The organism is Halovenus marina (assembly GCF_051414115.1).
Lineage (GTDB): Archaea > Halobacteriota > Halobacteria > Halobacteriales > Haloarculaceae > Halovenus > Halovenus marina.
In genome coordinates, this window is record NZ_JBLKNZ010000002.1 from 57,965 (window position 1) to 73,842 (window position 15,878).

Genomic DNA, 15,878 nt, shown 5'->3' on the forward strand with positions numbered 1-15,878 from the left:
GTTAGAGCACCTTGTCCCCAACTATTTCCGGGACGATGTTCTTCTCCGCAAGCGGAGTGATATTGATTGCAACGCCGTGCTTCTGATTCGGCTGGTAGCCAGCGGTCGTGATTTCCGACAGCGCCCGATCAGACCAATCAGAGGGAATCTGCTTATCGATGGTCTGACAGCGGTCGTCGATCTCCTCAGCTAACGCCTTGAACTCCGCTAGCGGCGGTAGGTCATCAACATCATCGACATCTTCGTCGTCCGCAACCTGTTCGAGATATTCCTCGTTAATGATGGATGGGTCGTCTACTCCTGTCGCGAGCGAGGCGAGCATCCGTTCGTCCTCAGTCAAGTTCTCGAAGGGCTCTCCGTCTTCGTTCAGGAAGTTCGCTCCCTCGCGCTCGAAGTAGTAGGTCATGAAGAGGATACCTGTGCTGGAGTAATGATCCGATCCTTTGATACGTCCGCTGAAGTATTCGAAGAGATCGGCAAGATGGGCTTCAACAGGTTCGTCGCTGGGTCTAGCGTACGCCTCACATGCTTGCTCAAGTCCGTTGAGAGCTTCCAGCCATTCTTCACTCCATTCGTCAACGGTGCTCCAGAACCCCCCGGAAAAGGTTTCTCGGAACCAGTCCTCGCCATTTCTCTCGTAGAGTTTGGTGAGTATCTCGATTCGATTGGCGGTTTCCTCCCGGAACGCAGCGACCTTGGGGGCTAAATCACTAACTAGTTCCCTATCGTCGGTATTGAAGTCCCGATCGCTTGTAGAACCGAGTGCTTGCATTACCTCCTCAAATTCGGCAATCTGTTCGAGAGCGCTCGAACAGAACTCAAACTCCTCGGACGCTTCAGCCCGTTCACTCGTGGAGAGAGACTCATCGTTGCGTCGCTGATTCGCTCCTGATCGACGTTCGCGGAGTTCTGCTTTTCGTGGTTCGAGGTATTGGTTACTCAAGCGATCAAATAGGCTAGCGTCGATTTTATGGTAATCAACGAAACACGCGAATCCTTCCCCCGATGAATCGGCAAGGAGTCGTTCGCTGCTTAGCTTCCAGAAAATAGGCTTGTTCTCCATCGTATCGACGTGGTAGGCGAAAAGATCATCCTCAATGAATGTTCGTAGGTTAGGGTAGGCTTCGTCGGCGGCAGACTTTGCCCCGAGGATGTCGTCAACCTCGACGAGTCGATCATCAGCATTCTCCCCATATGCCTCCTCAAAGCGTTCAATAATACGGTCAAGCATATCGTCCTGCTCATCCGTCCCTTCCATCGGGATGATGCCGTCGTCTTCTTCATGGATGGCTTCTAATGCGAAGTGCTGAATGAGATCTTTAACATCTCTCTGAAAGTCTTCAGATGGCTCACTGATCTCCTCAGGATCGTATTCCTCGGTTTTTCGAGGATCTTCATTAGTGCGTAGTGCAATTTCCAAGAGTATATCTGAGACAAGCGAATCCTCAATCCCGAAATGCTGGAATAAATAATCGTTTATTTTTTGTTGTTTATTTTCAAGACGGTTGGATATAGTTGCTCGATATTTAGCAGCGGTTATTCCTAACTCATAGAGACTCGCAGTAGCGTCATAACTGTCGATATATCCAATTGAGTCAATATTCTCCAGTAGTTCTCGGTGAGGGTGGTCACCAACAAACGTTGGGTTTTCGTAACCTATCAACGAGAGTAGGATGGGGCTCTGATAATACACCGAATTGAATTCATGTCGTCTTTCACGAAGTAATTCAGCGAGGATCTCCTTGGCGTACGTCTCTAATTCTTCTGAATCCGACAAGTTGGGATCCCAAGGTAGCCGCGAAACCTCGCCAGCCTGCCAGTGGCGCCCTGTTGTCAATGCTAGCATCAGGTATGTGACGAGGTCGCTATTTGAATATGCAAGTGCCTCCCAGATGTCGGTATCCGGGAGGAATGCTTGTCCAGCAGTGCCAAAGATCGAAGAATCATGAAGATAACCAAACCTCCGTCCACCTTCTTTTATATTTGTATATGTCAGAGCATCCCGGAAATAGTATCTTTCACTTCTTGGATATGATCCCTCATATCTTTTTATTTCACGTCCTCTTTCCCCCCAATTTGTAACATAATTAACTCTCGGCAAAATCCAAGCATCAGAACCCCCCTTCGCAAAAGGAACCCACTCATCATAATCCTCTATTTCCCAAAACCGACGAAGGAACCGACTGTTATTTCCTGTTTGTAAACCGACTTTCACAGTCCCCATTGATTCTTTCTTCGCTGGGGAATTCTCCGCGTCAAAACATATATCTGACTTGTATATTTCTCTAATTTTTAATGGAACCCAATAGGAGAGTGGAGATCCGGGAATAATAGAAAACTCGGAAATATCACGGTTATAATGTCTCTTGACTCCATTATCTCGGCCTTCAGTAAATGCAGATGCAATAAACCGTTCCTCTTTCAACTCTTTCCCGACGTCATGGAGTCGATAGAAGTCGGCCTCCTTGCTTTGCTCTTGTTCAATTCTGACAACTGTACCAGCAGTTCGAACTGTAGCGTTATCAAGAACCCCCATGCCATACTCTGCCAAGAAATCAAAAGACCCTCGATCGCCTATAAATTCACTTCTGAAATCCTCAAATGTCTTTTTGAACATAAATGTTCGAGGGACAATCATACCTACTCTTCCCCGGGGCTTGACAATCTTATTACAAACTTCGAAAAAATTCACATAGAACTCTGGTTTGTATCTATAATGCTCTCGGATATACTCCTCAACTACATCCGGCATTTTGTTCTCTGTTCCGTACGGCGGATTCATTAGCGCCACATCATAATCCTGCGCCAGCACGTCCAACAGTCGCACGAAGCTCCGCAAGTCCTGTGCCAAGAACGAGTCGTCCTCTCGGTGGTGGTCAACGGCCTCACGTAGACTGTGAAGAATCTGTCCGAGCGTGTGATCTTCGCGGGGGTCGTCGTCCAGCTTGATCTGAACACTCCCTTTGTCAACCTCGTCTTCAAAGAGATCGCCAAGCGTCCCACGAACATCCAGCAGACTCCCAAGCCCGTGGACTTCCTCGAACGCATCGAGGATTCGTCGAAGGGCGTTTTCGACATCGGATTTGCCCTCTGCGACCTCGTCGAACACCTCCTCAACGCCCTCGATGTCGGCTACTTTCGCGTCGGCACAGACGATACCGACCTCCGGCATGTCGAACCCGCTTGCGCCCTCGGCCTCGGCACGCGTTCGGCCCTTCAGATAGAGGTTGAACGCGGCGAGTTGGCAGGCCCGCATGTCGAGGTCGACACCGTAGAGGTTGTTCCGCAGAATCTCCCGGGGAATCTCCGCGTGGTCGAGGTCAGTCTCGGCCCGGTAGATGCGCTCCAACACGTCGAACGCGTACAGTAGGAAGTGTCCGCTACCACAAGCCGGATCGATGACGCGAATGTCCTCGGGGCTGTCGAACTCCGGTGGCTCACCTTCCTCTTCAGACGGAACGAGATAGGTACAGAAGTCCGCGATGTCTGGAGAATCGTCAGGGGAGAACTGGCGGTTCTTGCGCTCGTCGGAAGACATCGAGTCCTGTCTCTCGACAGTATCCTGTAGCTCGCCCCGATATTCGAGATAGAGTTTGCCGAGGGAGTTGTCGGTGAGCATCCGCACGACCCAGTGCGGCGTGTAGAACTGGTTCGCCGCCGGTACGTCTTCGGGTTCTAACCCCTCACGGTCGCCCTTTCGTCGAAGATCGTCGAGGAGTTTGACATTATAGTATTCGTACACCCAGCCCAGCACATCGTCGGCCCGCCAGACTTCGTCGGAAACCTCATCGAGCATTCCACAGAGGTCTTTGTAGGTGTCGTCGTCGGGATCGATCAGACTGTACGCAGATGAGCGGTCGAAGAGAATCTCGATTTCCTCGGCGAGGGCGTCGCACGCGTTCCGGTAGGCTTCGAGGACAGCCTCCTCTTCGAGCATGAACTCCTCGGTGACCAGCCGGTCGGCCGCCGGCGTGAGTCCATCCTCACGGAATCGCGTCACCTCGTCGTCGATGAAGTTCCGCACTTCCATACAGCGGAGAGCAGCGAGCCGATTGACGATAGTGTAGCCGACGCCGGTGATGTACTGTTCGTAGCCCTCGTCCCACTCGTTGCCGTCGACGGCTTCCAGTTCGATGGCCTCGACGAGGTCTTCCTCTTCGTCGCTCAGGGACGAGTCCTCCTCGGGACGCTCTTCGAGGTCATACTCTTCGAGTTGGTAGCGAACGTTCGCTTCGACGCGCTCCCGCATCTCGGTGACGATGTCTTCGAGATGCTCGCGTTCTTCCTTGTCGAGCTGGGCCTTTCGCGGGGTCGCAGAATTCCCTTCCATATGAGATTCAGTGATGTGTGTTGCAGAGCCACGGCACTGTCTTGAAGATTTTCACCTGTCCGACGGGCTGGTGATGATATTGGATGAGTGCATCCGCTTGTTGCAGACTACAAGCCGTGAAGGATCACGGGCTGCCGACAGAAGCAATATACTTCCCACTTCCCGGCGCGTTGCGCTCAATGCGGAGTTGGATCTCGTCGCCTTTCTTAAGCTCTTCCAGATCCTCTCGCTCTGACTCCGAAACATCCGCTTCGTCGATACGCAATCGTTCGTGTCCGCTATCTTGACCGAATACGTCATTCACATAGACTTGAAATTCGCCGTGTTCGTCGGGTGGTTCAATGACCTCACACCGGTGTGTGTTCTCTGCTCTGCGAGCCTGTTCCTGCTCCCTTCTCATTTTTCGCTTGTGCTCTCGTGTTCGCTCTTCTAATTCGATTTTTTCGTATGCCTGCTGTGCAATCTCCGTAGGAACATAGGTAACTTTCTCTGATGTAAACTCAAAAGGGAGAGCGGAAATATCTAAATCCTCTTCCTTTAGTCTGTCAACGACACGATTGTATCGTTGAATTTGTTCAAGCGTGTCGCCGCTCCGGAGCTCTTCTAAAACCTCGTCAGGTCGCAAGCTGAGTTCATCTGCCGTAGCCTTACGAGCCCTCGTATGGCTGTCGAGCTCTCGGCCCAGCCTATCAATCGCTGTTTCGACTTCATCCTCCATTTCATTAATCGTAAACTCTTCGTGAGTGTGTGGCGGCCTCAAAGTCGTTTCATCGGTGTTGCCTGTTTTCTCGAAAAAACCCTCATCGACCATTTGCTCAAGTAGATACTCGCTCACTTTCTCGTCAAGTACGCCCTGCATCAGGACATGTGAGTCGTCAATGGATGACGGTGATATCGTTCCTGAACGTAATGGTCTATTGTGTTTCAGGTGCAGATCAGATAGCTGAAATGGGTCTGTCCCAACAGCGACATAGATTTTCTTCAAAAGGTCTTGCCGCGGTCGGTTAAGATCATCCCATCCGTTCTCGCTCCGAGATCGGAGGGCGTCAATACTCGGAATGTAACCCCTGAGCTTGTAGACAACAGCGCCGAGGGTAGCAATACCGAGAACAGCACCAACGATAGCAAGCGCCCCAAATTGCGGAATGATAGAGACAAAGGGTAGCAGAACTCCGAGCGCAAACAGCGTCGTTGCGAGTATCGTGAGTCCTGTGCATCCTGAGATGAGAAGGTCAAGAGTCTCAACCGTGCTGCTATACTCATCGATTGTATCTTGGATACGGTAGCGCCGTTCGTCTTCTGGGATATCACCCAACATTGCTGCTTCGACAGGATCGAACTGGCACTTAGCGACGACACGGGATCGATGATATGTGTACGAGAGGAACATTGTGGACACAAGCCATATGACCAGTCCGACTTGTGTGTAGGCGTTGTTGAAGACGCGCTCTGGAGAGAGTTGATTGCTGAAAAAAGAAGCAATTATGGGCAGAAAGAAGCCGATAATGAAGAAGTTGGTTCGCAATAGGCTTCGGGCGTCCTCAGCTGCTGATTCGAAGTGACTCGCTCGCTCCTGAATGAATTCGAACCGAGTAATGTTACTTTCTTCAGGCGATACTCTTGAGTCCGACATTAATCTCGTATCCAGTGTTACTGATGCTAGTTTAATATAGGTGCTGACCCGTTGCGAGTCTCGTTAGAACAAGTCGGAAGACCGTGTCTCCATACGCGCTCCCTCGAATAAAGCTAGTTCCTTTCCCTTGTCTGTTGGTTCGTTCAAAATCCGTCGCGCAGCTTGGGTTTGGAAATCTCTTCTTTCGTCCAACTCTGATCATGGGTATCGATATACTGCCTGATGGATGAAGGATTGATTGGATGATTCGTCCTACAAATACCGGGATCGGTTCGAAGTGAATTCGAAAAACGATTGGCGTAATCTAATCAGGTTTCTCGACCAGCACGACCGATCCATCCTCAAGCTCGTCTATCGTCTCTTGGATCGGTCGCAGTTGCTCGTCTACCCCTTCTAGCAGCCGGTCGGCCGCCTCGATCAGTCCACCCGCGCGTTCGTCGCTCGGTGGACTTTCAGTCTTTACTGCGGCCAAGACCTCGTCGGTCGTCTCGTGGTCGGGATACTTGGCCTGTAGTTCGTCCGCAAGATCTGCTAGCCGCTCGTCGACTCTGAACGGGTCTTCAGCCTCTTCGAGAAGCCGCTGTACTTCGTCGACACTGGGTGGCTGTGAGCGAGTAAGCGTCTCCTGTACGTCGCTCGTCGTCGGGTGCGTAGGATACCCTTCTTCCAGTCGTTTCGACGCGTCCTGGAGCTGTGACCACAGGCTCGCGCTCCCTTCGATCGATTCGAGCAGGTGTCGAGCCGCCGCGTACCGTTCGGCCTGCTGGATAACTGCTGGATTGACGAGTTCTTCCTCGGAGAACGAGCCTCCCTCCCACGCTGTTTCGAAGAGATCGTACAGGTCGTCGATCGTCACACCCCCGAATTCGACGGAGACGCGGTCGGCGATTTCCTTGCTGCTCCCGTCGTGGGCGTAGAGCCACGTAACGAGACTGGAGACGACGTTCTCAGGCCCCTCGTCAGTTGGCGTCTCACCGGTGATGCGCTCGTACTGCTCCCGAACGACGCGCTGCCTGTGGGCGTCACCCTCGTCTATCTTCGCCCGAAGTTCCCCGGCGTCGGGCACCTCATTACCGCTGGCAATGCCCTGCATGTCGCCAGTGACGTCAGCACCGGGATGGAGGCGCTGCATCTCGGCCGTCCGCTCGCTGAACCGTTCCCACAGCGTCTTGCCGTCCTCGTTCGGCCGGAACAGCTCTCTCGCGCGAGCGAATCGTTCGGCCTGTCGCTCGACCGCGTCGGTCGCGAAGTCCTCGGTCTCGAGCGCCTCACCACCGAGCGCCGGTTCGAGGGCGTCCTCAAGGTCGTCCAGCGACGCACCTTCACCAAACTCTCTGCTGACACCCCGAAGGACGCGTTTCACGAGGACGCTATTCTCGTCGACCCACTCCGCTAGCTCCGAGAGCCACGCATCCGGGTCGCTACCCTCCGGTGATTCGCTCATAAGCATCCGGACTGTCTCCCGAATCTGGTCGGGATCGATGCCGTCCAGCGACTCGAATCGAATCTGTAGACCGGTCAGATTCGTCTTGTTCCTGACCGCCCGTCCGATCTCCTCGGGCTCGGTGATGTACTCGTCGTCGCGGCGGAGAGCGATCTCGTTGGCCGTGGCGAGCGTGATCAGCAGCGCCGCGATGGACTCCCGTGGCGTCCCGCGGTATTTGCCCCCGCGCTGGACGGTCTGAGCGAGCAAGTCCTCACCGCGGAGCGATTGCGTGTTCTCGTAGTCGTCGAGGAACTCCTGACACCAACCGTCCGTGAGTTCCGATCTGTCGGTATCCACGCCGAGCGTGACGGCATCCTCGCTCGACAGCGGCCAGTCGTCAACACCGCGGAAGAACCGCGCCATCTGCTTGGCGTCGTCGACCTCGGTGATCCCGTTCATCAAAGCGTGCCTCGTCCGGCCGAACACCGACTGCACCTGATTGGTCACGACCTGCTCGAACACGTCGCCGTAACGACCCCTCGTGTCGCCGGTTCGGACGTAGACGTCGGCCTCGTCGAGCTGGTCGCGCACCGTCGATTCGAGCGCACGCTGAGCGTCGCGGTGGTCGGACTCCAAGTCCGGATAGGTCTCCGTCTCCTCCGAGAGGACTTCCTGCATCCCCATCACGTCCCGCAGACGCTCGACCGTGGACTCCGAGATCTCCACGGCCACGAGGACGTGTTCGCCCCCGTCCTGTCCCCCGTTGGTCGACTGCCACGCATCCAACTGATCGGCCACCGTGTCGGGGCGGTCGGCGACCAGCCGGACGCGAATAGCATCGAACTTCGGCGTGGGAGCCCGCTCGATCGGATCGAGAACGGAGTAATCGAACCGGAGCGGCACGCGGCGCTCGCCGTCGAGGTCGACCTCGTGTCGACTGCCAGCCGAGAGGAGGTGGTCACTCCCCTCCTGCAGGTACGTCTCCAGCTTGGCCGACAGGCGATGCGACGAAATCTGTTGGGCACGTGTCTTCGCCCGCGTCAGGATGTCCTCCTGCTCCTCGGAGACGAGCAGGTACTCTTCGTCACCTCGGTCGCTCGTCTCGGTCAGCACCTTTCTGTCCTCGACGAGGTCGGCCAGTGCCGACTCGACATCGTCTTGGACTTCTTCGAGTGATGCGTCGGTCGATTCCACCATCAGTCGGGCAAGGTTCGCCGGCGTGGATGGCACCTCCGAGCGCACCTGATTCAGGAGGTACAGCGCCTTCGCGACCCGCACCGAGAACGCGTCTTCCTCCCCGCCTGCGGATGGGACGAGCTTGTTCTCGACCATCTCCTGCACCCACAGCGGGACGTACGTTGTCTCCTCGACCAGCAGGTCGTACAACTCGTCCCATGTGACGAGGGCGCCGACGGATTTCTCGCCCCACTCGAACCGCGTGAACAACGACCGAACGAGGATGAGCAGGGCTCGCCCCTGCACGTACTCCTCCTCGGTCACGCGGCCACGCGGCATCAGCTGCTGGATAACCGTGCGCAACAGTCCGAGGTCGTACTCGCGGAACGGGTACGACTCGATTGCATCGGGATCCGCGCCCGTGATGTCCGCGTACGTATCGAGCGTGAGGTCGGGAAGCTCTTGAATCGCCGCGTCGACCGCCTGCTCGCCGTTGCCGTCCTTCTGGAGCCATCGTTTGCGGACGATGATTTCGGTGTCGGCCCCCTCCAGCGGCTCCTGCTCGCCCCACCACGGTTCGTCGGTGACGTCGGAGTCCTCGAACTCCCCGTGGATGCGATCGAAGGGATACTGGCCCGTCCCGACGATGGGTGGGTTCGGCCCCGTCGCGGGGTTGGTCAGGGCCTCCATCGTCTCTTGGAACTCCCGATAGCGGTGGCGGCCGTCGCCGATGAACAGCGCCACCTCGTCGAGGCCGATCAGCAGCTCCGTCTCTGTCTCGGGCGTACTCAGGGCCGCTTGTGCCGCTTCGACCCGGTCGACGAGTTCGTCCGGGTCGAATTCGTCCGGGTCGACCTCCTCAATCGCAGTATCGATCGACTGCTTCACCTCGTCGCTGGAGCGATACGGCGAGTCGTCGAGTGTGGGAACGGCCCCGTAGAGCCAGCTCCGCAGCGAGGCCCGCTCGTCGTACACTTCGTCGAACGTTCGCCCGTCGTATTCGATCTCCTGCAGTTGCTCCCAGCAGTCGCCGTGGTTCATGTCCAGCTGCCACGCCCATTCGAGCAGCCAGTTCGGATCGGTCGGATACCCGAGTTCGCGGCCGATGGCCTCGTAGATGAGGTAGGGGAGTGGCGGCTCCTGTGACGCGTCTCTGTTGAGGAGGTTGAGGAACACCGGCTTCAGGCGGTCGACGTGGGAGTCGGCGATGCTCTGTCTGAACGACTGGAACCCCGGCCACCGACTTGCCAGCTCTTCACCGAGGTCAGCGAACTCCGACTCAGTATCGGCGGCGAATCCGGCGAGCTTCAGGAGGTGGGTCTTTCCCGACCCGAACGTGGCGGAGATGTAGAGGAAGCGTGGCTCCTCCTGTGGGTACTTGTCGACGAGGTTGCCGAGCGTAGTGAGGACGCTCCGTGCGCTGTCGGTCTCGTAGAACTCGCGGACGTCGTTCTCGGCCTGCGCTCTGGCATTAACCTTTTGGACTTCCTCGAGTTCGCGGGTCGGTGACTGCTGGAAGATGTCGTGGATTCGGTGGTCGCTCATTGGAGATGCACCTCCTCGATGCGGCCGTCGATCTGGTGGGCCGGGTAGTAGTTGCGTGATTCCTCGCCGAAGAAGCTCAGCTTCCCGCCGACGATGTCCCCGGGGAACGGGATGCCGATCGTCGACTGGACGTTGCGGCGGTCGAGTTCGTCGAGCAACTCTGAGGCCCGCGTGAAGGGATAGAGACTGCCGAGATGGGTCAGGATGACCACGTGTCGCTGCTGGTCGGGTGAGGCGATTTCTTCGACCATGACCTCGACCAACTCTTCAGCGAGTCGGTCTTGCATCGTGTCTTCGATCGTCGCTGGCTCGGCTTCCTCACCGAGGTCAACTGCGAGGTCGAACACGTCGGTCTCCACGAGCAACTCGTCAAGTCGGAGGACTTGCACGGTTCCGTCCTCCGGGAACCCCTCGGTATCGTGTGGGTTGTCCGCCCACTTGACGAGGCGGTCAGCGACGCGTCGCTCGTATTTCGGCTGAACGGGGACGATCACGAACGGGTTCCGAATGCCGCGACGCCCGTCCGCGAATCGGGCGAGCCGATCCTTGAAGTCGTGGAGCGGTCGCTTGCTCGTCATCGGACGATCACCCCCGTCTCCGTCCGCTCGATACTGAGATCGCGCCGTTCGGCTAATCGCTCGAGTTCAGCGTCCAGCGACTCTCGATCCGACGGGAGGACGCCGACTGCAGTGACCTCCGACGGCCGTTGGTCGCCGACGACCGTCTGTAACTCTTCGAACGTGGCCCGCAGTTCGCTGATCTCACTGCCCGTGACCACGCGGAGTGGCTCCGTGTCGACCAGCGTGTCCGTCGCGCGAATGAAGGCATCCGCTTCAGTCCCCGTTGTACCGCCAGTCACGGTGCCGACGGCCTCCGAGATGTCCTCGTACCACGACACAGCACGGCGAAGCGGCGTGATGTATTCGTTCTCGAAGGCAGGGCGGACGTTCGATCCGAATTCGCTCGGCGGTCGTATCCACGGGTGGTCATCGAGTTCGCGAACGAGTGTGTCCACGTCAGTCGAGTTCTGGAACGTCTGCCATGCGTTCTCGATGGCGTCGTCCAAGGACGGCGAGACAGTGCGGGCATCGTTGAACCTGTCCCATCCGTCGTGTGTCCACCACTCGTCGTCGTACTCCGCGATATTGTCTCGAAGTTTCCGGCTGGCAGTTTCGCACTCGTCGGTCAGCCAGTCGAAGGACTGTCGAGCGAGAGTGAGCTGGGCGTCGAGTTGTGCAAGTGCCGGCAGGCGGAGGTTCCACACCTCCTTGGCATCGTCGTACCACTCTTGGGCATCGTTGGTGGCTTCGACGACCCGCTGCCAGTCGGTATCGCGGGACTTGACGGCCTCGTGGCGGTCGTTGGCGTCCTGTTGTTTGTCCTTGAGAGCGTCGACGAACGAGTCGAGCAGACCCTGAACGTGCGGCGTCTGGACGTCGCTTTCTGCGACCAGTTGCACGTCCTCGATGAGGCTTCCGAGGCGGCTGGCCAGCGTGTCGTTCGCGGACTGGAGCCTGACCATCCCGTCCGGGATCGTCTCCGTCGAGTCGATGAAGCCACCGGCCTCGAGTGCCTCGCGGACACCACTCCCTCCTGCAATCTTGAGGCGCGTGGTCGTCAACTCGTTTAGATCAATAACCGAATCGAGTTCGAGCGAGTCCCCCGTCTCGTCGACGGGGAGGAAGTCCCCCTTGCGACAGAGTCCCCAGATGATGGCGCACAACGCTGGCCGGGCATCGCCATACACTGCGAGTTCGGAGGTCTTTTCGCGTTGCTGTTCTTCTTTCTCTACGATTCCGTCAAGAATCTTGATCATCGCGAGACTACCGTCGCTCTGCTTCAATTGCTGGCCGGTGAATGCCCGCACGTTGTTCTGGATGGAACCGCCGTGGGTCTCCGGATCTTCGGTGGCAACCTCGATCTGTTGGGCCCATGCGGGCAGCGGGTCTTGGGCCGAGAGTCCTCGGAGTTCCTGTAGGTGTTCATCACCGATCTGCAGCATAACGGGGTGGAAGTCGTCGGGATAGCGAACGTCGACGAACTCTTCGACCGCCGAGGCCAGTCCACGAAGGTCAGTCCGATCCTTGACGGCAAACGAGCCGCTCTTGAGTGCCTCAACGAGCTTGCTTCGGACGCGAGTCGCCCGCTCGGAGAGGTCGCGTTCCACGGACTTCGGGAGTGTGTGATCGCCGACGGCGGCCCTGAGCGACCACCACTCGATGAGGTTGTCGCGGAGATCGTCGAGACCGTCCTCGCTGATCGTCCATTCGAGTGGGTTGCCATCATAGTCGACCTCCGATACCTCGGGTGACAGCCCCTCGATGGCGACCTCGACATCGAGTGCGTCGCCGGCCTCGACGGTCGTGTCGAACGCGTTGCCGTCAACGCTGAACTCGTATCGAACAGGGTACTGCTCCCCAGTGTCGGCGTACTCGACAGACGTCGGGAGCGAGAGATCGCGGACAACATCGTCCCAGAGGTAGCTGTCGACGGACTCGATGATGGCATCCCAGTCGGGATCGTCGAGGTTCTGTTCGGCGGCCTCGATGATTTCCCGCTCCTCCGGGTGGGTGAAGGCGTACTTCGGCCCGGTTTCATCGTGCGTCGGCCGGATGAACTTCCGGAGACGCTGGAGAGAATCCTCGACTCGGTTCTCCATCTGGAACTGGGTCGGGCCGTCGAGGTCACTTAGGATGGCCACCGCGAGATTCCGCTCGGACATCGGAATCGTCTCGGGAACGTGCTGGAGAAGCAGGACGGCCTTCGCAACATCCACGTCGATCTTCTCCAGCTCGCCCTGCCGGTGTTGCTCCTCGATCTCCTCGATGACCGCGACGTCCTGCGGCGTTATGTCTTCGAGTTCCGGTTCGATGAGGTCGTAGAAGTCGACCAGCGAAACGAGGTGTGCCTCCTCGCCGGCCTCCATCCACTCCTGCAGAAGGCCGTGGACGAGGGCCAGAATGGCACGTGCCGTCCCCGAGAAGATCGACTTGGCGGGATCGCGGGCCTCTTGCCGGAGGTTCGAGAGAATCTCGAGGAAGAGCGCTGGCTGATATGGCAGGAACGGGTAGAAGTCGAGGAGTCGCTCGTGGTCGATGTCGTCCAGCGGCGGTTCGGTGTTTTGCTCGATGCCCGAATACACGAGTAGCGTCTCCGGCTCGTTGCTGGTGCGTTCGAGAATGCGTTCCGTCGCCCGTCTGCCGTCCTCGGTCTTCTTGAGCAGCCGCTCGGTCGAGATCTCCCCGACGTGTCTGCTCGGGAGTCCGAACCGGTGCGGGAACCGATCCTTGACGATGCTGAAGTCGGCACCGCGGGCCGCGAACTGCGGTTGGACGTCCTCGATCTTGGCCTGTGCGGTCGCCACCAACTGGATGTCGCCGTCGCCGACCTCGTCGACACTCTCCGCGAGCGTCTGCAGTTCGGTCAGGCGGTCGAAGTCGGTTCCGATGAACAGACTCACCTCGTCAAGCAACAGGACGAGTTTGACTGGCCGCCCGAGTTCGTCTTCCCGGTCGCTTCGCAGCTGTTCGAGCCGGCTGACCATCGCCTCGGGATCGAGATCCGAGGGAGTCAGGTCGTCCAATCCATCGGCCGTTCCGGTCTCCTTCTCGAAGAGCGTCGGCAGAACCACGTCGGCCAGCGCGTTGTACTGCTGGACGTTCACCCAGTCGTACTTGTCCGGGTTGGCGACGGTATCGCGAAGCGCAGCCCGAGCGTGGGTCGTACGGTCGGGCCACGCATCGGTCGTCCGGTACCAGTCCTCGAAGTAAGCCACGTCTAGCTGGGGGGAGAGCCCGCCTTCGACGCCGGTGAGGCGTTCCGACGTGTGGGCGGCCTGCAGGACGATTTCACTGAAGCTGAGTTCCTTCTGCCCTTGGTGCTTCAGGAGATTCACCGAGATCGGGATGACCTCGTACTCGTCGTGAATTGAGTCCCACGTTGTCTGCAGCGTCGACAGATCGCGCCCGTCAGTCAGTTGTCCCCAGATGTCGTCTCGCTGGCGGAGCCACTCGCTGTCCATCAGGCCGCGAAGCACGCTGAGGAGGTGGCTCTTCCCGCTGCCGTAGTATCCGTAAAGCCAGTAGTTTGCTCCCGACCGCATGTCCTCCGAACGACCGAGCAACCGTGCGAGGAAGTCGGACATGAAGTCCTCGGCCTCGTCGGTCACGTGGTAGGTGTCAATAGAGTCCAGCCGATGGTCGCGGCCATCGTCTTCCCGGTCGATACGCACGGACTCCTCAAAGTCGGCGCCGACATCGGCGGTGAACCACGATTCGTTCGTCATGTATCCTCCTCCATCGGTCCGGCCCAACCGTACGTGTTGTCAACCGGCTCGAGTCGCAATTCTCCGTGGATGCCACTTGCCTTCCAGCTGGGATGGTTGCCGACCCGTTCAGCCAGCGACTCCCAGTACTGCTCCGGCTGGAAGAGATAGAGCCAACCGCGAGGTTGGGAAAGCCACTCGTCTCCAGCATTCTCCCAAGAGTAGCCTGCCGCGACGAGGAGTGGGATATCGCTGACATTCGGAGTTTGGCCTTGTTGCGTTTGCTGCGTTTCGATAACACCGATCTCTCGCATCACGCTTCGAAGTCCTTCGCCCCAGCGAGCGGTGGTCGAATCTGCGTAGTCGAACTGCTCCCCGTCAGAATAATGGAACTCGTTGAGAAGCGACTCGACGATATCCTGTTCAAAATCAAGCACCTCCACACCACGTTCCTGCAGTCGGCGGACGTACTCGTGAACGACGAATTTGACGAGCGGGTCATCCTCGATGAGATAAAAATACAGCACCTGTGCCTTGTCACGCTTCCCTCCGCAGAGATCGAAGATCGACGGCAGTCGGGAAATCGCTGGCAGTGACCTGTCTGCGGTTTTGAAACGGGAACTCAATACCCGATAGATCTTGCGCGAACTCCCACGAGTGCTTCGACCATCACGTCTCTCCTCGAACCAACGATCCTCGACTGTCGTCCAGTCCCTATGTGTCGCGTAGAGTCTTGCCATCTCCTCAGCATTCTCCACGAGGAGGCCGCACATCGTGAGATCCATCGAAACCTCATCCTTGGAAAATGTCGAGTCCAGCGACGGTAGAGAGGTTCCTTGTCCGTCGTTGCGAATAGGCATATTATATGCAGTCCCATCCACGGCACTTATTTGATAGGGATGCTCCATCGTCTAGCATCAGTCCGTCATTTGCTTTGGTGAATCAGCCCAGGAATTCCTACAAGGGCCCGATTGAGATTAATTGAGTGGCGTTCTATCGCACATTACCTCGCTCTACCGTCCAAGTTTAGACTTGCAAACGCTACTATAGGACAAGTATTTCCGAGATCTCGAAAGTGCTTCACCGGGCCTGATGGTGCTCTTTTCTGACCATGGGAGCATCTATAGAAAGCATCACACCAGAGACGATCGGCTTGAAACAGATGACGGAGTAACGCTACATAGATTGTTCAGAGATACGGAAAATATGGATAGAAGCGACGCCACAATATCTCTCAAGAAAGGTGGAACAAGTTACGTCAGAACGAAGCAACGCTTTTGACTCCGACAATTGTGACTCTTCAGTATCGTCGAACGCACCTCCTTGCGGGATCCTCCGTCGAGAGTCGCACACGACTGGGTTCGATTACGTCGCATTAATGGAAACAGGTGATGGGTTTTTCCGAACCCGAGCAACTCCCACCCCCTGATAAGCAGATTAAGCGAACGACGAAGGTTTGGAAGACAATATGGTCTATACCTCTGGGTGCTGTGGATCATAATGT

Annotated in this window: 6 protein-coding genes; all 6 read right to left on the reverse strand. The window is 57.2% G+C overall.

What is annotated here, in order from left to right; translation table 11 throughout:
• Position 1 precedes the first annotated feature (1 nt).
• The 6 genes from pglX to ACMGFL_RS15560 all read right to left on the reverse strand — a co-directional run bounded on the left by pglX (position 2) and on the right by ACMGFL_RS15560 (position 15,234).
• Positions 2-4,330 carry a BREX-5 system adenine-specific DNA-methyltransferase PglX gene (gene pglX / locus ACMGFL_RS15535; protein WP_436936505.1) on the reverse strand — a complete coding sequence of 1,443 codons (4,329 nt, stop codon included), beginning with the start codon at positions 4,328-4,330 and terminating at the stop codon, positions 2-4.
• Between the two features lie 124 nt (positions 4,331-4,454).
• Complete coding sequence (locus ACMGFL_RS15540; protein WP_436936506.1) at positions 4,455-5,963, reverse strand: hypothetical protein; 1,509 nt, start codon at positions 5,961-5,963, stop codon at positions 4,455-4,457.
• A 304-nt stretch (positions 5,964-6,267) separates the two neighbouring features.
• On the reverse strand, positions 6,268-10,110 hold the full coding sequence (locus ACMGFL_RS15545; RefSeq protein ID WP_436936507.1) for a hypothetical protein: 3,843 nt from the start codon (positions 10,108-10,110) through the stop codon (positions 6,268-6,270).
• Positions 10,107-10,688 carry a BREX protein BrxB domain-containing protein gene (locus ACMGFL_RS15550; RefSeq protein ID WP_436936508.1) on the reverse strand — a complete coding sequence of 194 codons (582 nt, stop codon included), beginning with the start codon at positions 10,686-10,688 and terminating at the stop codon, positions 10,107-10,109. The genes ACMGFL_RS15545 and ACMGFL_RS15550 overlap by 4 nt, the downstream gene beginning before the upstream one ends.
• A complete protein-coding gene (locus ACMGFL_RS15555; protein ID WP_436936509.1) occupies positions 10,685-14,395 on the reverse strand; it encodes a hypothetical protein in 3,711 nt (1,236 codons plus the stop codon). The genes ACMGFL_RS15550 and ACMGFL_RS15555 overlap by 4 nt, the downstream gene beginning before the upstream one ends.
• On the reverse strand, positions 14,392-15,234 hold the full coding sequence (locus ACMGFL_RS15560; protein ID WP_436936510.1) for a BrxA family protein: 843 nt from the start codon (positions 15,232-15,234) through the stop codon (positions 14,392-14,394). The genes ACMGFL_RS15555 and ACMGFL_RS15560 overlap by 4 nt, the downstream gene beginning before the upstream one ends.
• Positions 15,235-15,878: the final 644 nt, after the last annotated feature.

Bases quoted from the DNA above. Each gene is read 5' to 3' on its own strand.
- pglX (WP_436936505.1), bottom strand. From the start codon at position 4,330: ATGGAAGGGAATTCTGCGACCCCGCGAAAGGCCCAGCTCGACAAGGAA.
- ACMGFL_RS15540 (WP_436936506.1), bottom strand. From the start codon at position 5,963: ATGTCGGACTCAAGAGTATCGCCTGAAGAAAGTAACATTACTCGGTTC.
- ACMGFL_RS15545 (WP_436936507.1), bottom strand. From the start codon at position 10,110: ATGAGCGACCACCGAATCCACGACATCTTCCAGCAGTCACCGACCCGC.
- ACMGFL_RS15550 (WP_436936508.1), bottom strand. From the start codon at position 10,688: ATGACGAGCAAGCGACCGCTCCACGACTTCAAGGATCGGCTCGCCCGA.
- ACMGFL_RS15555 (WP_436936509.1), bottom strand. From the start codon at position 14,395: ATGACGAACGAATCGTGGTTCACCGCCGATGTCGGCGCCGACTTTGAG.
- ACMGFL_RS15560 (WP_436936510.1), bottom strand. From the start codon at position 15,234: ATGCCTATTCGCAACGACGGACAAGGAACCTCTCTACCGTCGCTGGAC.